Origin of the sequence: Klebsiella sp. AqSCr (assembly GCF_008452795.1) — a bacterium.
Taxonomy (GTDB): domain Bacteria; phylum Pseudomonadota; class Gammaproteobacteria; order Enterobacterales; family Enterobacteriaceae; genus Klebsiella; species Klebsiella pneumoniae.
This window is the reverse complement of the sequence record NZ_MJDM01000005.1, coordinates 1,617,961-1,632,632: the sequence shown is the minus strand read 5'-3', so window position 1 is coordinate 1,632,632 and position 14,672 is coordinate 1,617,961. Positions and strand designations below refer to the sequence as shown.

Here is a 14,672-nt window from a genome sequence, read left to right as displayed (position 1 = left end):
CACAGCCTGTTGCCGCGTCGCAGCCCGCCGTCGCGGAACCGCAGCCGGTAGAGCCGCAGCAGCCCGCCGCGCCGCAGCCGAAAGAGCGCAAAGAGACGGTCATTGTGATGAACGTCGCCGCGCATCATGGCGCCCAGCTTAACGGTGAAGTGCTGATCAACAGTATCCAGCAGGCCGGCTTTAAGTTTGGTGAAATGAATATTTTCCACCGCCACCTAAGTCCGGACGGCAGCGGTCCGGTGTTGTTCAGTCTGGCCAACATGGTGAAACCGGGAACCTTCAATCCGGACAGCATGGCGGATATGATGACCCCTGGGGTGACTATCTTTATGCAGGTCCCTTCCTACGGCGATGAATTGCAGAACTTCAAGCTGATGCTGCAGTCTGCGCAGTATATCGCTGACGAAGTGGGCGGCGTGGTGCTTGACGATCAGCGTCGCATGATGACGCCGCAAAAACTGCGTGAATACCAGGATCGTATTCGCGAAGTGAAAGACGCGAACGCCTGACGTTCCGCGTTAACTCAATTCCTTCTCAACCCCCGCCTGTCGGGGGTTTTTTATCATTGATGGTGTGATATGGAACCAATCGAACAACAACTGACTGAACTGCGAACCACGCTTCGCCATCATGAATATCTGTACCACGTTATGGACGCGCCGGAAGTGCCGGATGCGGAATATGACCGCCTGATGCGCAAGCTGCGCGAGCTGGAGAGCCAGCACCCGGAGCTGATTACCCCGGATTCGCCAACACAGAGGGTGGGGGCGGCGCCACTCACCGCCTTTAGCCAGATCCGCCATGAAGTGCCGATGCTGTCGCTGGATAACGTGTTTGACGAAGAGAGCTTTCTCGCCTTCAACAAGCGGGTACAGGATCGCCTGAAAAGCACAGATCATCTTACCTACTGCTGCGAGCTTAAGCTCGACGGCCTCGCGGTGAGCATTCTCTACGAAAACGGCGTGTTGGTGCAGGCGGCAACCCGCGGCGACGGCACCACCGGCGAAGATATTACCTCTAACGTGCGAACTATTCGCGCCATCCCCCTCAAGCTGCATGGCGAGAATATTCCTGCACGCCTTGAGGTACGTGGGGAAGTGTTCCTCCCGCAGGCCGGGTTTGAAAAAATCAATGAGGAAGCTCGCCGCACCGGCGGGAAAGTGTTTGCTAACCCGCGTAATGCGGCAGCGGGTTCGCTGCGCCAGCTCGATCCGCGCATCACTGCGAAGCGACCGCTTACTTTCTTCTGCTACGGCGTGGGCGTGCTGGAGGGCGGCGAGCTGCCGGCCAGCCACTCGGCTCGGTTGCTGCAGTTCAAAGCATGGGGGCTGCCGGTGAGCGATCGCGTCACCCTGTGCCATACCCCCGAGGAAGTGCTTACTTACTATCGTAAAGTCGAGGAAGAGCGTCCCCACCTGGGCTTTGACATTGATGGCGTGGTGATCAAAGTCGATTCGCTGGCGCTGCAGGAACAGCTGGGTTTCGTCGCCCGCGCGCCGCGCTGGGCCGTGGCCTTTAAGTTCCCGGCACAGGAGCAGATGACCTTCGTCCGGGACGTGGAGTTCCAGGTGGGCCGCACCGGGGCGATTACGCCGGTGGCGCGTCTGGAGCCGGTCCATGTTGCCGGCGTGTTGGTGAGCAATGCCACCCTGCATAATGCCGATGAAATTGAACGCTTAGGCTTGAAAATCGGCGACAAGGTGGTGATTCGCCGGGCAGGCGATGTGATCCCGCAGGTGGTTAACGTGGTGCTTTCCGAGCGTCCGGCGGATGCCCGGGATGTCGTCTTCCCGACCCACTGTCCTGTATGTCAGTCAGACGTTGAACGGGTGGAAGGCGAGGCGGTAGCCCGCTGTACGGGCGGCCTGATCTGCGGCGCGCAGCGCAAAGAGTCGCTCAAGCACTTCGTCTCCCGTCGCGCGCTCGACGTTGACGGCATGGGCGACAAGATCATCGACCAGCTGGTGGAGAAAGAGTACGTCCATACCCCGGCGGATCTGTTCCGGCTGACGGCGGGGAAACTGACCGGGCTGGATCGGATGGGGCCGAAGTCCGCGCAAAACGTAGTCAACGCCCTCGAGAAAGCCAAAGAGACGACCTTCGCACGCTTCCTCTACGCCTTAGGTATTCGCGAGGTAGGAGAAGCGACGGCGGCGGGCCTGGCGGCGCATTTCGGCACTCTCGAAGCCCTGGAGCAGGCTTCCATTGAGGAGCTACAGAAAGTCCCTGATGTCGGCATCGTCGTCGCTACCCATACCTTCAACTTCTTTGCCGAAGAGAGCAACCGCGATGTCATTGCGCAACTGCTGGCGGAGGGGGTTCGCTGGCCTGCGCCGGTGGTGGTGAAGGCGGAAGAGATTGATAGCCCGTTTGCAGGCAAAACCGTGGTCCTTACCGGCAGCCTCAGCCAGCTGTCGCGCGATGACGCCAAAGCGCGTCTGGTGGCGCTGGGGGCGAAGGTGGCAGGCAGCGTGTCGAAGAAAACCGACCTGGTGATTGCCGGCGAAGCGGCGGGGTCTAAGCTGGCGAAAGCGCAGGAGCTGGGCATCGAGGTGATTGACGAAGCCGAAATGATGCGTCTGCTGGGAGAATAACGTGGATAAAGCGCAGCTGGTCGAGATAGCCAATACCGAAATGCCGTTCGGTAAATACAAGGGACGTCGCTTAATCGATGTCCCGGAAGAGTATTTATTGTGGTTCGCGCGTAAGGATCAATTCCCTGCCGGGCATCTTGGCGAGCTGATGGCGTTGACCCTGATGATTAAAACTGAGGGGCTGAGCGATCTGGTCCAGCCCCTGAAGAAAGCGCGTTAGGCTTTGGCCGCGTTGGCCTTTTCCTCAGCGAGACGCGCATCGGTTTGCTGCTTGTAGCGCCGCGCCAGCACCGCGCAGACCATCAGCTGGATTTGGTGGAAGATCATCAACGGCAGCACCATGATGCCGAGGATGGAGGTCGGGAAGAGAATATTGGCCATCGGAATGCCGTTGGCCAGGCTCTTTTTCGAACCGCAGAAGACGATGGTAATCTCATCGGCTTTGTTAAAGCCGCAGCGGCGGGCGACAAAGACGTTGACCGCGATGACGATGGCCAGCAGCACCAGGCTGACCACCACGATAAACAGCAGCGATCCCAGACCGACTTTATGCCAGATGCCATTCACCACCGCCTCGCTAAAGGCGGAGTAAACCACCAGCAGAATCGAGGTCTGGTCGGTCTTACCAATCCACTTCTTATGCTTCGCCACCCAGTCGCCAATCCACGGCCGCGATAAGTGACCGAGCACGAAAGGCAGCAGCAGCTGCAGCATAATTTTACCGACCTGCTCCAGACTGCCGCCTGCGCCGTGAAGGTTCATCAGGACCCCCACCAGTAGCGGGGAAACAAAGATCCCCAGCAGGCTGGAGGCCGAGGCTGAGCAAACCGCAGCCGCGACGTTGCCCCCGGCCAGCGAAGTAAAGGCGATAGCGGATTGCACGGTGGCCGGCAGAATGCACAGATAGATAAAGCCGCTGTAGAGCATCGGATCGACATTCACCGGCGCCCACCAGGCAAACAGAACCCCGAGTAGCGGGAAGAGAATAAAGGTGCTGCACATCACCCAGAGATGCAAACGCCAGTGGCTGGCGCCGGCGATAATCGCCTCCCGGGAGAGTTTAGCGCCATGCATAAAGAACAGTAGCGCGATGGCGGCGGTGGTCAGATGTTCAAAGAAGGGGACGAAAGCGCCACGGGCCGGGAAGAATGAGGCCAGCAGGACAACGGTGATTAGCGTGGCCGTAAACGGATCGAGAATACGGAAAAGTTTCATAAACGCTCCTGAAAAGAGATGCGCTATTGTGCTTTTTTTCATTTGAGAAATAAAATTGATTTATTGCATCTATTCATGAATAAAAAAGATGAATTACTCTCTGCGTCAGTTAAAAGTATTTGTCACCGTCGCCCGGGCCAGAAGCTTCAGCCGGGCAGGGGAGATGATTGGCTTAAGTCAGTCGGCCGTCAGCCATAGCGTCAAGGAGCTGGAGCATCAGACCGGCGTCCGTCTGCTCGACCGTACTACTCGCGAAGTGGTGCTCACCGAGGCGGGTCAGCAGCTGGCGGGCAGGCTGGAACGTTTGCTTGATGAGTTGACGATTACCCTGCGTGACGCCGGGCGGGTAGGCCAGCAGCTGAGCGGCACCGTCAAGGTCGCCGCCAGTCAGACGATTTCCGCCCACCTTATTCCGCAGTGTATTGCTCACAGCAATCGTCGTTATCCCGATATCGATTTTGTGCTGCACGATCGGCCCCAGCAGTGGGTGCTGGAGAGTATCCGCCAAGGGGAAGTGGATTTTGGCATCGTGATTGATCCGGGCCCGGCGGCAGACCTTCAGTGTGAAGTGGTTCTGGCGGAACCATTTTTGCTGCTCTGCCGGGAGGATCATCCTTTTGCCAGCCTGACAGAAGTGCCGTGGCAGGCGCTGCAGGATGAAAGGCTAATCCTGCAGGATTATGCGTCCGGCAGCCGCCCGCTGATCGATGCGGCCCTCAGCAGGCTGGCTATCCGGGCAAACATCGTCCAGGAGATTGGCCACCCGGCAACGCTGTTTCCGATGGTAGAATCGGGAATTGGCATCAGCGTTCTGCCGGCGCTGGCGCTACCGTTACCGCAGGGGAGCCATCTGACGGTGAAACGGCTGACTCCGGTGATGGAGCGGCAGCTGATGCTGGCATGCAGGAAAAATCGCTCGCTGTCGACCGCCGCTCAGGCGTTATGGGAAATTGTGCGTGAAGAAGGGGAGAATTTAACCGCCGCCAGGGTTGAAGATCCGCTATATCAGCGCTGACAGAGGGGATTGCTGCGGAGGGACTCGTGGCAGGGCCATGTTCCGCGCATAGCAAAAAGGCGCCTTTAGGGCGCCTTTTTACATTGGTGGGTCGTGCAGGATTCGAACCTGCGACCAATTGATTAAAAGTCAACTGCTCTACCAACTGAGCTAACGACCCGAGTGGTGGGTGATGACGGGATCGAACCGCCGACCCCCTCCTTGTAAGGGAGGTGCTCTCCCAGCTGAGCTAATCACCCCCGCTGTGTGGAGTCGCATTATAGGGAGAGTTGAAAATGAGTCAACGCCTTTTCTAAAGAATTCGTTCGTTCGTCGTAAAATTAAACAAAGCGATCGCGAAACCGGCGCCATAGCATGATTTATAAACAAAAATGGCAAACCGTGACGTTCCGATGGGAACAACATTGAGGAATCAGCCCACGGTGTTAGAATATTGACCCATAATTTCCACCGGACATTGCCGGCTATCGGCATCTTTATTAAACGTAAGGCCAATTCATGAAAATCAAAACTCGCTTCGCGCCAAGCCCAACCGGCTATCTGCACGTTGGCGGTGCGCGTACTGCTCTCTATTCCTGGCTTTTTGCCCGTAACCACGGCGGTGAGTTTGTGCTGCGTATTGAAGACACCGATCTCGAACGCTCCACCCCGGAAGCAATTGAAGCCATCATGGATGGCATGAACTGGCTGAATCTGCAATGGGACGAAGGCCCCTATTTCCAGACCAAACGTTTCGATCGTTATAACAACGTAATCGATGAGATGCTGGAAGCCGGTACCGCTTACAAATGCTATTGCTCGAAAGAACGTCTGGAAGCGCTGCGCGAAGAGCAGATGGCGAAGGGTGAGAAGCCGCGTTACGATGGCCGCTGCCGCCATAGCCACGAGCACCATGCTGATGATGAGCCGTGCGTCGTGCGTTTCGCCAACCCGCAGGAAGGTTCGGTTATTTTTGACGATCAGATCCGCGGACCTATCGAGTTCAGCAACCAGGAACTGGACGATCTGATCATTCGCCGTACTGATGGTTCCCCGACCTATAACTTCTGCGTGGTGGTAGATGACTGGGATATGGCGATCACTCACGTGATCCGCGGCGAAGATCATATCAACAACACGCCGCGCCAGATCAACATCCTCAAAGCGCTGAATGCGCCGGTGCCGGTTTATGCGCACGTGTCGATGATCAACGGCGATGACGGTAAAAAACTTTCCAAGCGCCACGGCGCAGTGAGCGTGATGCAGTATCGCGACGACGGCTACCTGCCGGAAGCGCTACTCAACTATCTGGTGCGCCTGGGCTGGTCTCATGGCGATCAGGAGATTTTCACTCGCGAAGAGATGATTGAGTTCTTCTCGCTGGGCGCGGTGAGCAAATCCGCCAGTGCCTTTAACACCGATAAACTGCTGTGGTTAAACCATCACTATATCAATACCCTGCCGGCGGAGTATGTGGCAACGCATCTGCAGTGGCATATCGAGCAGGAAAATATCGACACTCGCAACGGCCCGCAGCTGGCTGAGCTGGTGAAACTGCTGGGCGAGCGTTGCAAGACGCTGAAAGAGATGGCCCAGAGCTGCCGCTACTTCTATGAAGAGTTCGCTGAATTCGATGCCGACGCCGCGAAAAAACATCTGCGTCCAGTGGCGCGTCAGCCGCTGGAAGTGGTTCGCGATAAGCTGGCGGCGATTAGCGACTGGACGGCGGAAAACGTCCATCACGCGATTCAGGCAACTGCTGATGAGCTGGAGGTGGGGATGGGTAAAGTCGGTATGCCGCTGCGCGTGGCGGTTACCGGGGCAGGGCAATCTCCTGCGCTAGACGTTACTGTCCATGCTATCGGTAAATCCCGTAGCGTAGATCGTATCAATAAAGCGCTGGCTTTTATCGCTGAACGCGAAGGCCAGGCGTCCTGACGGCGACGCAGCTGAAACAACGGCAGGTTACCCTGCCGTTTTTTTTGTCTGTTATTCCGGACTGGCGATGCCGAGGCGGGCAAGAAAACCGCTAATCCCTTCCCGGGCCAGCAGATCGCGGAGCTGCAGCTGTTCTGCCGGAGTCATCAGCTGTAGGGTTTCCGTGATTTGCCGCCAGATCGCGTCTGCCTCATTGACCAGGTATGCACCTGGCGATTCCGCGAGATGATTGTCGGTAAGCAGATGGCGTCTGGCAGGGATGTTGGTCAGAAACTCGCGTACCGGTTGGTCGATAACCACCAGTCGCGCTCGCCCCCCTTTAACGCCGGGTATTGCTTCGGTGCGCCATTGTTTCTCGCGAACCCAGCGATTGATCGTTTGTCTGGCCAGCCCCAGGCAGTCGGCAAGCTCTGCGGGCGTCATTTTATCTTTCAGTTTCATCATGGTTTACCGATCGCGGATCCCTAACCGAAGCAGTAACCCGGTGATCCCCTCGCGCAGCAACAAAGACATAAGCTGCTTCTGCTCGCTGGGGGTGAGTTCTTTACTGAGGGTCAGCAGCAGCGATTCCAGATCGCTATCATGGGGAGAATAGATGCCGGGCGTCTCCGCCACGCGCTGGGCGCTGCGGATAAACTCCCTGACTTGCTCATTGACATGGACCAGGCGCGCTTTGCCGCCCTGGACGCCAGGTCGCGGAGAGGTTTGCCAGCCTTCTTTCCGCACCCACTTATTGATAGTTTGCCGACTGTAGCCGGTTAGATGGGCAATTTCTTCAGGTGTCATTCGTTCCTTGAGCATACTATTTCCTGAGTAAATGTATGGGAATTAGCTGCCCATGTTATAGCATCCTTTTACGTGAAAAGGTGACCTGTTTAACTTCTGACTGCGATAAGGCTCGCAATGTCAGCAAGTTGCCTGCTTTTTCAGCGATTGAATCGGGAAGGATAATTTTGCCGTTGACACCTGAGCGAGGAATTCATATTATGCCGCCCGTCAACACGACACGCTTTACGTTACGGGGCTATAGCTCAGCTGGGAGAGCGCTTGCATGGCATGCAAGAGGTCAGCGGTTCGATCCCGCTTAGCTCCACCAAAATTCAGAACCCTCGCTTCGGCGGGGGTTTTTGTTTTTAGCGGGTTTCATGTAAAGCACTTTCTGGTTACGTCAGTTAATCTCCAGCAATTAAAATCGAAAGTAATTTCAGACTTTTTCCTGATAATTCGCCTTGCTTGCCCTAAATAAGCAACATAACATTTCCCCCATTAAACGTGATGAGGTTTCTGGAGTTTTAATTAACAATAATGCTTGATAAACTTAACATTAATATCAAAAAAACTCTATTGGCCTTTATCATTTGTTTAGTCGCTATTCCGCTGGCTCGTTTTATTTCACCGCAAACGATAATTGACGGCAACCTTATTTATATTGCCTGGCTGCCAATCAGCGTGATGTTTTCTGTTATTTTTATCTTTGGCCGCTATGCAATTGCGCCATTAATTCTCGCGTTTGCCATCACCAATAGTTTTCTCATTAAATTAACGCTGCCGCAGGCGTTTATCTTACTTTTTTGTCAACTGTTCGCCGTGTTTGTCTCCTGCGCTATTCTGCGACTGATGGTGGGGAAGCGCTGGCGCTGCGGTCCAACGGCAAAACATATGGGGGCGCGGATCTTCTGGGGCGGCTTCTTCGCGCCGGTGCTCCTGAAAATCACCATGTATCTCGCCGGACAATATTTTGCGTTTCCATTAGCTATTACCAGTTACTTTGGAAGTATGCCGTTGATTTATACTGTAATAGATATCCAAAGTTTAATCAGTGCGGCATTAATTTTTACGACGTTTCTTTATTATCCAATGCGGATGATTATCAGTCCGCGCTACGCCCGACGTTTCTGGCAGCAGGAATGTTTACCGTGGCTGGCACCGCAATATCGCTCCTTTACCCTATATTGGTTTATCGCGTTGGCGGTGATATTAACGCTATTGTGTGCGCCGTATCAGTCTGAATTTATTGCCGGTTATTTAGTTCCGGTTATTTTTATTGTCTACTTTATCGGTATCAGTCGAATAGGCCATGCGCTATTGCGTATTTCATGGTCTGTCTCGGCCTTTTTGCTGGTGGTATATAACAAAAACTTTCTCCAGGGGGTGCAAAGCGAGTATTCACTCTCCTTTGTGCTGTCGGTTCTGATCTCCTTTACTATCTGTTTGTTTTATATGGCCGACATCTATGCCCGCAGCGACCGCAACAAACGCCGCTGGCGTAGCCAGGCGGAAGAGGATCCGCTGACCGGCTTGCCTAACCTGCGCGCGCTGGAGAGCCATTTACAGAGCTGTCCTCAGCAGGCTATCTGCAGCCTGCGTATTGATAATCTCGACTTTCTCAGTCGGCATTATGGTCTGATGATGGGGGTGGACTGTAAACGGCAGATTATTCGGGCGCTGCAACCGCTGCTGGGAGCGGCGGATAAAGTCTTCCAGGTACCGGGCAGCGAACTGATCCTCGTGCTTGATGGACCGGAGCCGTCGTCCCGCTTGAATCATATGGTCGCGGTCCTCAACCACAAAAAGTTCAGCTGGCACAATCAGCCGCTGGATTTGGAGTTTGGCGCGGCCTGGGGCCGCGATGACGGCCAGGGTGAGGGACTTTACCAGATGCTGGGCCAGCTAAGCTGGCTTTCCGAACAGGCGGGCAGTGAACGTCGGGTGCTGGCGCTGGACGAGGAGCAGGATCTGGTGGTGGATCAAACTACCGAGCAGGTGCGCCTCCTTATGCGCGTCAAGCAAGTGCTCAAAGATCGCGCGCTGATGCTCTATGCGCAACCGATTCAGAATCCGGAGGGGGAGGGTTATCATGAGATCCTCACGCGCATGCGCTGTGGCGATAGCGTCATTATGCCCGACCGATTCATTCCGCTGATTGTGCAGTTTAACCTCAGCCAACGTTTTGACATGCTGGTGCTGGAGACCTTGTTCAGTATGCTCCATAAGCATCCCGGCCAGCGCTTCTCGGTCAACCTGCTGCCTGCAACTCTGATGCAAAAGAACAGCGCAGGGCAGATTATCGCGCTGTTTCAACGCTATAGCGTCTCGCCAGAACTTATAACTATTGAGGTGACCGAAGAGCAGGCCTTCTCTAATGCGGACACCAGTCGGCAAAATCTTGAAGCGTTGCGCGCGTTTGGCTGCGCCATCGCTATTGATGACTTTGGCACCGGCTATGCGAACTATGAACGTCTGAAACATCTACAGGCCGATATCATTAAGATTGACGGCTGCTTCGTCCGCGATATCCTCACGGACCCGCTGGACGCCATCATGGTGAAATCGATTGTCGAGATGGCGCGGGCGAAACAGATGAGCGTGGTGGCGGAATATGTCGAAAGCGAACCGCAAAAAGCGCGCTTGCTGGAGCTGGGCGTGAATTATCTGCAGGGTTATCTGATCGGTAAACCACAGCCTCTGGGTGAATGACGGGCAAAAAAAAGCCGGGCATTGCCCGGCTCAGATGACTGACGTCTGTTACAGAACCAGCGCCGCAATCGAGGCGGACAACACGCTAACCAGCGTGGAGCCGTACACCAGCTTCAGACCGAAGCGAGAAACTACGTTGCCCTGTTCTTCGTTCAGACCTTTGATCGCCCCGGCAATAATACCGATAGAGGAGAAGTTGGCGAAGGAGACCAGGAAGATAGAGATAATGCCTTCCGCGCGCGGGGAGAGCGTCGAGGCAATTTTCTGCAGATCCATCATGGCGACGAATTCATTGGAGACCAGTTTGGTAGCCATAATACTGCCCACCTGCAGCGCTTCGCTTGCCGGCACACCCATCACCCAGGCAACCGGGTAGAAGATATAGCCGAGGATACCCTGGAAGGAAATGCTATAGCCGAACCAACCGGTCACGGTGGCGAACAGGGCATTCAGCGCCGAGATCAGCGCGATGAAGCCGATCAACATCGCCGCCACGATAATCGCGACTTTAAAACCTGCCAGAATATACTCGCCCAGCATCTCGAAGAAGCTCTGACCTTCGTGCAGATTCGACATCTGCAGATTTTCTTCGCTCTCTTCCACGCGGTAAGGGTTAATTAATGACAGAACGATAAAGGTGCTGAACATGTTGAGCACCAGCGCCGCAACGACATACTTTGGCTGCAGCATGGTCATGTAAGCGCCTACGATGGACATGGACACGGTGGACATCGCCGTCGCCGCCATGGTGTACATGCGGTTGCGCGACATTTTGCCGAGAATATCTTTATACGCGATAAAGTTTTCCGACTGGCCGAGGATCAACGAGCTCACGGCGTTGAAGGACTCCAGCTTGCCCATGCCGTTAACTTTCGACAGGACGGTACCGATCGCGCGAATGACAATCGGCAGGATACGAATATGCTGCAAAATGCCGATCAAAGCCGAAATGAAGACGATAGGGCACAAAACCTTGAGGAAGAAGAAGGCCAGGCCTTTATCGTTCATGCCGCCGAACACGAAGTTTGTCCCTTCGTTGGCAAACCCGAGGAGTTTTTCAAACATCTCGGAAAATCCTTTCACAAAACCCAGACCAATATCGGAGTTGAGGAAGAACCAGGCCAGCAGGACTTCAATGACAAGCAGTTGAACAACATAACGAATACGGATCTTTTGGCGGTCATGGCTGACCAACAGGGCCAGTATAGCCACCACAACGATCGCGAGGACAAAATGCAAGACGCGGTCCATAGTTGCTCCAAATATGAGGCAGGTTAAATTTCCGTGCACATTCTATGCAACGGCTTTAAAGAAAACGAGATCAATTGCACACTATTGCAAGGAACTGTGACCAATGGCAAAAATAGTGATCCAACATCCACTTTTGTTATGTTACGTAAAGGTTTTAAAAGTTGCATTCTTGTACTACTCTTAATAGCGGGCTGGATCTCGTTTTCTGACGCCCGTATTTCATTTCCGGCCAGCTATTGTTCCCTTCTATCACAGCAATCATTATCTCCACTCTAAATGAACTTGATAATCATTCGCATTTTGATAGCATGAAACATAGCAAAGGCTATATTTCCAGAGGCAGAAGATGACTAGCAGTCGCGTTGAGAATAGCAGTAGTCGCGCCGCGCGCAAGGTGAAGCTCGCCTTAATGGGCCCGGCTTTCGTCGCTGCCATTGGCTATATCGATCCGGGTAATTTCGCCACTAACATTCAGGCCGGCGCCAGCTTTGGCTACCAGCTGCTGTGGGTCGTGGTGTGGGCTAACCTGATGGCGATGCTGATCCAGGTGCTTTCTGCCAAACTGGGCATTGCCACCGGCAAAAACCTGGCCGAGCAGATCCGCGACCATTACCCGCGTCCTGTTGTCTGGTTTTACTGGGTACAGGCGGAAATTATCGCTATGGCCACCGATCTGGCTGAATTTATCGGCGCCGCGATTGGCTTTAAGCTGGTGCTCGGCGTGTCGCTTCTGCAGGGGGCGGTGCTGACCGGGGTGGCGACTTTTCTGATCCTGATGCTGCAGCGGCGCGGACAAAAACCACTGGAGAAGGTGATCGGTGGATTGTTGCTGTTTGTCGCCGTGGCCTATGTCGTGGAGTTGATCTTTTCCCAGCCCGCGCTGGCTCCTCTGACGAAAGGGCTGGTGATCCCCACACTGCCCAACGGGGAGGCGGTATTCTTAGCCGCCGGGGTACTGGGTGCGACAATCATGCCGCACGTTATCTACTTACATTCCTCGCTTACCCAGCATCTGCATGGCGGAACGCGAAAAGAACGCTATAACGCGACCCGCTGGGATGTGGCGATCGCTATGACCATTGCCGGGTTCGTCAATCTGGCGATGATGGCGACCGCTGCGGCGGCATTCCACTTTAATGGCCATACCGGCGTCGCCGATCTCGATCAGGCCTACATGACGCTGGAGCCGCTGCTGAGCCACGCGGCGGCGACCATCTTTGGCCTCAGCCTGATTGCCGCCGGTTTATCGTCGACCGTGGTGGGCACTCTGGCAGGTCAGGTCGTTATGCAGGGGTTTATCCGCTTTCATATTCCGCTGTGGTTTCGCCGGGCGATCACCATGCTGCCGTCGTTTGTCGTCATTCTGCTGGGGCTGGATCCTACGCGCATCTTGGTAATGAGTCAGGTGTTGCTCAGCTTTGGCATTGCGCTTGCCCTGGTGCCGCTGCTGATATTTACCAGCAATGCGAAGCTGATGGGGGACCTGGTGAATACCCGTTGGGTGAGAGGCATCGGCTGGGCGATAGTCGCTATTGTGGTGAGCCTGAACGGCTGGTTAATTGTGGGGTCGCTGCTCGGGGTGGATTAATTGATTCCTGATGCTGAATAAAGTAAAGGGGAGCCGATGGGCTCCCCTTTTCGTTTGTTAGTGATGGCCATGACCGTGCCCGCCCGGGCCGCGTCCCCAGCCGCCGCGGTGGTCATCGCGGTCGTTCCAGCCAGCACGATAGCCGCGCTCCCAGGCTTTATCTCTGCCTTTGTACCAGCCTTTGTGCCAGCCGTTGTCATGACGATGCCAACGGTTATCACGCCATTCATAGTGACGACGCCAGTAATCACGGTCGCGCCAGCTGCCACCGTCCCAGTAGTTACCGTAATTGTCACGATCGCCTATTTGTAATTTTACCGATGGCAGCAGGGTGATTTCACCAGCGTTAGCGACCAGTGGCCCTGCGGCCAGCAGTACTGCTGCCAGAATCAGTGACCTGAACATACTCTTCTCCTTCACGATCGGGGCCGTAAGCGGCCTGTTAACCTGATATTACGGGCCGGTAAAGACCCGCCGCATCGGACGAACTCCGAAAGCACAGGAAAGAGCACTTTTTGCTAAAGTAACATTTGCTTTACAGCGCAAGGATGGCGTCAATGGCCGCGCACTCCTCGGTGGTGAAATGGCGATTCTGCAGCATGCCGACGGCATCATCCAGTTGCGCGGTTTTGCTGGCGCCGATCAGCACCGAGGTGACTTTCTCTTCGCGCAACACCCAGGCCAGCGCCATCTGCGACAGCTTCTGCCCACGCGCTTCCGCCTGCCTGTTAAGCTGACGAATTTTTTCTAATCGGGCAGGAGTCAGTTGTTCCGGCTGCAGAAAACGACTGCTGCTGGCGGCGCGCGAGTCGGCCGGAATGCCGTTGAGATAGCGGTCGGTAAGTTGCCCGCCGGCCAGCGGTGAAAACGCTATGCTTCCAATCCCTTCCGTCTGCAGAAAATCCAGCAGTCCTTCTTCCACGCCGCGTTCGAACATCGAGTAGCGAGGCTGGTGAATGATGCAGGGGGTGCCGAGGTCGTTAAGGATCTTCACCGCCTCCCGCGCCTGGGCCAGAGGATAGTTGGAGATCCCGACATATAGCGCTTTACCCTGATGAACCAGATGATCGAGCGCACGCATCGTTTCCATCAGCGGCGTCTGTGGATCAGGCCGGTGATGATAAAAAATATCAACGTATTCCAGCCTCATGCGTTTAAGGCTCTGGTTAAGACTGGCTACCAGATATTTTCGCGATCCCCAGTCGCCGTAAGGGCCGTCCCACATCGTGTAACCTGCTTTAGTGGAGATGATTAACTCATCGCGATAAGGCAGGAGCGACTCTTTCAGGATGCGGCCAAAGTTGCTTTCCGCCGAGCCCGGCGGCGGCCCATAGTTGTTGGCCAAATCGAAATGGGTTATACCGAGGTCAAAAGCGTGCAGGAGCATCTGCCGGCTAGTTTCCACTCGCGTTTCATCGCCAAAGTTATGCCACAGGCCAAGGGAAATGGCCGGTAGCTGCAGACCGCTGCGGCCGCAGCGACGGTACTCCATCGTTTGATATCGCGTGGTGCTTGCCTGGTAAACCATTCTTCCTCCGCCGACAAAACAGGTTGTGTATACGTTTACACTAAACAATGTTCTGCGTGGAGTACACTGCTTTTTCTGCGTAATTAT

At 55.0% G+C, this 14,672-nt stretch carries 13 protein-coding genes and 3 tRNA genes; 8 read left to right on the top strand and 8 right to left on the bottom strand.

Annotated elements, in window-relative coordinates; genetic code table 11:
- The 3 genes from zipA to BHE81_RS11880 all read left to right on the top strand — a co-directional run.
- A partial coding sequence (gene zipA, locus BHE81_RS28715; protein WP_129497700.1) for a cell division protein ZipA occupies positions 1–509 on the top strand: 509 nt, incomplete at its 5' end.
- Between the two features lie 69 nt (positions 510–578).
- Positions 579–2,594 carry an NAD-dependent DNA ligase LigA gene (gene ligA, locus BHE81_RS11885; protein ID WP_004180820.1) on the top strand — a complete coding sequence of 672 codons (2,016 nt, stop codon included), beginning with the start codon at positions 579–581 and terminating at the stop codon, positions 2,592–2,594.
- 1 nt (position 2,595) lies between these two features.
- A complete protein-coding gene (locus tag BHE81_RS11880; RefSeq protein WP_110246603.1) occupies positions 2,596–2,814 on the top strand; it encodes a DUF3820 family protein in 219 nt (72 codons plus the stop codon).
- Here BHE81_RS11880 and BHE81_RS11875 read toward each other — a convergent pair.
- Entirely contained in the window at positions 2,811–3,809 is a 999-nt protein-coding gene (locus BHE81_RS11875) for a bile acid:sodium symporter family protein (RefSeq protein WP_149888805.1), read from the bottom strand. The genes BHE81_RS11880 and BHE81_RS11875 overlap by 4 nt on opposite strands.
- A gap of 88 nt (positions 3,810–3,897) precedes the next feature.
- Between BHE81_RS11875 and BHE81_RS11870 the strand changes: the two genes are divergently transcribed.
- On the top strand, positions 3,898–4,824 hold the full coding sequence (locus tag BHE81_RS11870; RefSeq protein ID WP_002913438.1) for a LysR family transcriptional regulator: 927 nt from the start codon (positions 3,898–3,900) through the stop codon (positions 4,822–4,824).
- An 84-nt stretch (positions 4,825–4,908) separates the two neighbouring features.
- Here BHE81_RS11870 and BHE81_RS11865 read toward each other — a convergent pair.
- Together BHE81_RS11865 and BHE81_RS11860 are read right to left on the bottom strand one after the other, a co-directional pair.
- Positions 4,909–4,984: transfer RNA gene (locus BHE81_RS11865), tRNA-Lys, on the bottom strand.
- A gap of 3 nt (positions 4,985–4,987) precedes the next feature.
- Positions 4,988–5,063: transfer RNA gene (locus tag BHE81_RS11860), tRNA-Val, on the bottom strand.
- A gap of 259 nt (positions 5,064–5,322) precedes the next feature.
- On the opposite strand from BHE81_RS11860, the gene gltX reads away from it, so the two are divergent.
- The gene (gltX, locus tag BHE81_RS11855; protein ID WP_004145598.1) at positions 5,323–6,741 is read left to right on the top strand and encodes a glutamate--tRNA ligase; all 1,419 of its coding nucleotides are present in this window, start codon (positions 5,323–5,325) and stop codon (positions 6,739–6,741) included.
- Positions 6,742–6,792: 51 nt separating this feature from the next.
- On the opposite strand, the gene BHE81_RS11850 is transcribed toward gltX, so the two are convergent.
- The gene (locus tag BHE81_RS11850) at positions 6,793–7,185 is read right to left on the bottom strand and encodes a MerR family transcriptional regulator (RefSeq protein ID WP_002913435.1); all 393 of its coding nucleotides are present in this window, start codon (positions 7,183–7,185) and stop codon (positions 6,793–6,795) included.
- Positions 7,186–7,188: 3 nt separating this feature from the next.
- Positions 7,189–7,542, bottom strand: coding sequence for a MerR family transcriptional regulator (locus BHE81_RS11845; protein ID WP_002913434.1), 354 nt, complete (start codon positions 7,540–7,542; stop codon positions 7,189–7,191).
- A 219-nt stretch (positions 7,543–7,761) separates the two neighbouring features.
- Between BHE81_RS11845 and BHE81_RS11840 the strand changes: the two genes are divergently transcribed.
- Both BHE81_RS11840 and BHE81_RS11835 read left to right on the top strand, forming a co-directional pair.
- A tRNA-Ala gene (locus tag BHE81_RS11840) sits at positions 7,762–7,837 on the top strand.
- 209 nt (positions 7,838–8,046) lie between these two features.
- Positions 8,047–10,218: an EAL domain-containing protein gene (locus BHE81_RS11835; RefSeq protein ID WP_023301631.1), complete on the top strand. Its 2,172-nt coding sequence runs from the start codon at positions 8,047–8,049 to the stop codon at positions 10,216–10,218.
- A 48-nt stretch (positions 10,219–10,266) separates the two neighbouring features.
- Here BHE81_RS11835 and nupC read toward each other — a convergent pair whose 3' ends face one another.
- Positions 10,267–11,469: a nucleoside permease NupC gene (gene nupC / locus BHE81_RS11830; protein ID WP_002913423.1), complete on the bottom strand. Its 1,203-nt coding sequence runs from the start codon at positions 11,467–11,469 to the stop codon at positions 10,267–10,269.
- Between the two features lie 346 nt (positions 11,470–11,815).
- On the opposite strand from nupC, the gene BHE81_RS11825 reads away from it, so the two are divergent.
- Positions 11,816–13,057 (top strand): Nramp family divalent metal transporter, encoded by a 1,242-nt coding sequence (locus tag BHE81_RS11825; RefSeq protein ID WP_002913421.1) that lies wholly within the window; start codon positions 11,816–11,818, stop codon positions 13,055–13,057.
- A gap of 57 nt (positions 13,058–13,114) precedes the next feature.
- Here BHE81_RS11825 and BHE81_RS11820 read toward each other — a convergent pair whose 3' ends face one another.
- Both BHE81_RS11820 and BHE81_RS11815 read right to left on the bottom strand, forming a co-directional pair.
- Complete coding sequence (locus tag BHE81_RS11820) at positions 13,115–13,462, bottom strand: DUF2502 domain-containing protein (protein ID WP_110246486.1); 348 nt, start codon at positions 13,460–13,462, stop codon at positions 13,115–13,117.
- 130 nt (positions 13,463–13,592) lie between these two features.
- On the bottom strand, positions 13,593–14,585 hold the full coding sequence (locus BHE81_RS11815) for an aldo/keto reductase (RefSeq protein ID WP_023301632.1): 993 nt from the start codon (positions 14,583–14,585) through the stop codon (positions 13,593–13,595).
- Positions 14,586–14,672 lie beyond the last annotated feature (87 nt).

Coding starts and splice junctions, on each gene's coding strand:
- ligA (WP_004180820.1), top strand. CDS start 579: ATGGAACCAATCGAACAACAACTGACTGAACTGCGAACCACGCTTCGC.
- BHE81_RS11875 (WP_149888805.1), bottom strand. CDS start 3,809: ATGAAACTTTTCCGTATTCTCGATCCGTTTACGGCCACGCTAATCACC.
- BHE81_RS11870 (WP_002913438.1), top strand. CDS start 3,898: ATGAATTACTCTCTGCGTCAGTTAAAAGTATTTGTCACCGTCGCCCGG.
- gltX (WP_004145598.1), top strand. CDS start 5,323: ATGAAAATCAAAACTCGCTTCGCGCCAAGCCCAACCGGCTATCTGCAC.
- BHE81_RS11850 (WP_002913435.1), bottom strand. CDS start 7,185: ATGATGAAACTGAAAGATAAAATGACGCCCGCAGAGCTTGCCGACTGC.
- BHE81_RS11845 (WP_002913434.1), bottom strand. CDS start 7,542: ATGCTCAAGGAACGAATGACACCTGAAGAAATTGCCCATCTAACCGGC.
- BHE81_RS11835 (WP_023301631.1), top strand. CDS start 8,047: ATGCTTGATAAACTTAACATTAATATCAAAAAAACTCTATTGGCCTTT.
- nupC (WP_002913423.1), bottom strand. CDS start 11,469: ATGGACCGCGTCTTGCATTTTGTCCTCGCGATCGTTGTGGTGGCTATA.
- BHE81_RS11825 (WP_002913421.1), top strand. CDS start 11,816: ATGACTAGCAGTCGCGTTGAGAATAGCAGTAGTCGCGCCGCGCGCAAG.
- BHE81_RS11820 (WP_110246486.1), bottom strand. CDS start 13,462: ATGTTCAGGTCACTGATTCTGGCAGCAGTACTGCTGGCCGCAGGGCCA.
- BHE81_RS11815 (WP_023301632.1), bottom strand. CDS start 14,585: ATGGTTTACCAGGCAAGCACCACGCGATATCAAACGATGGAGTACCGT.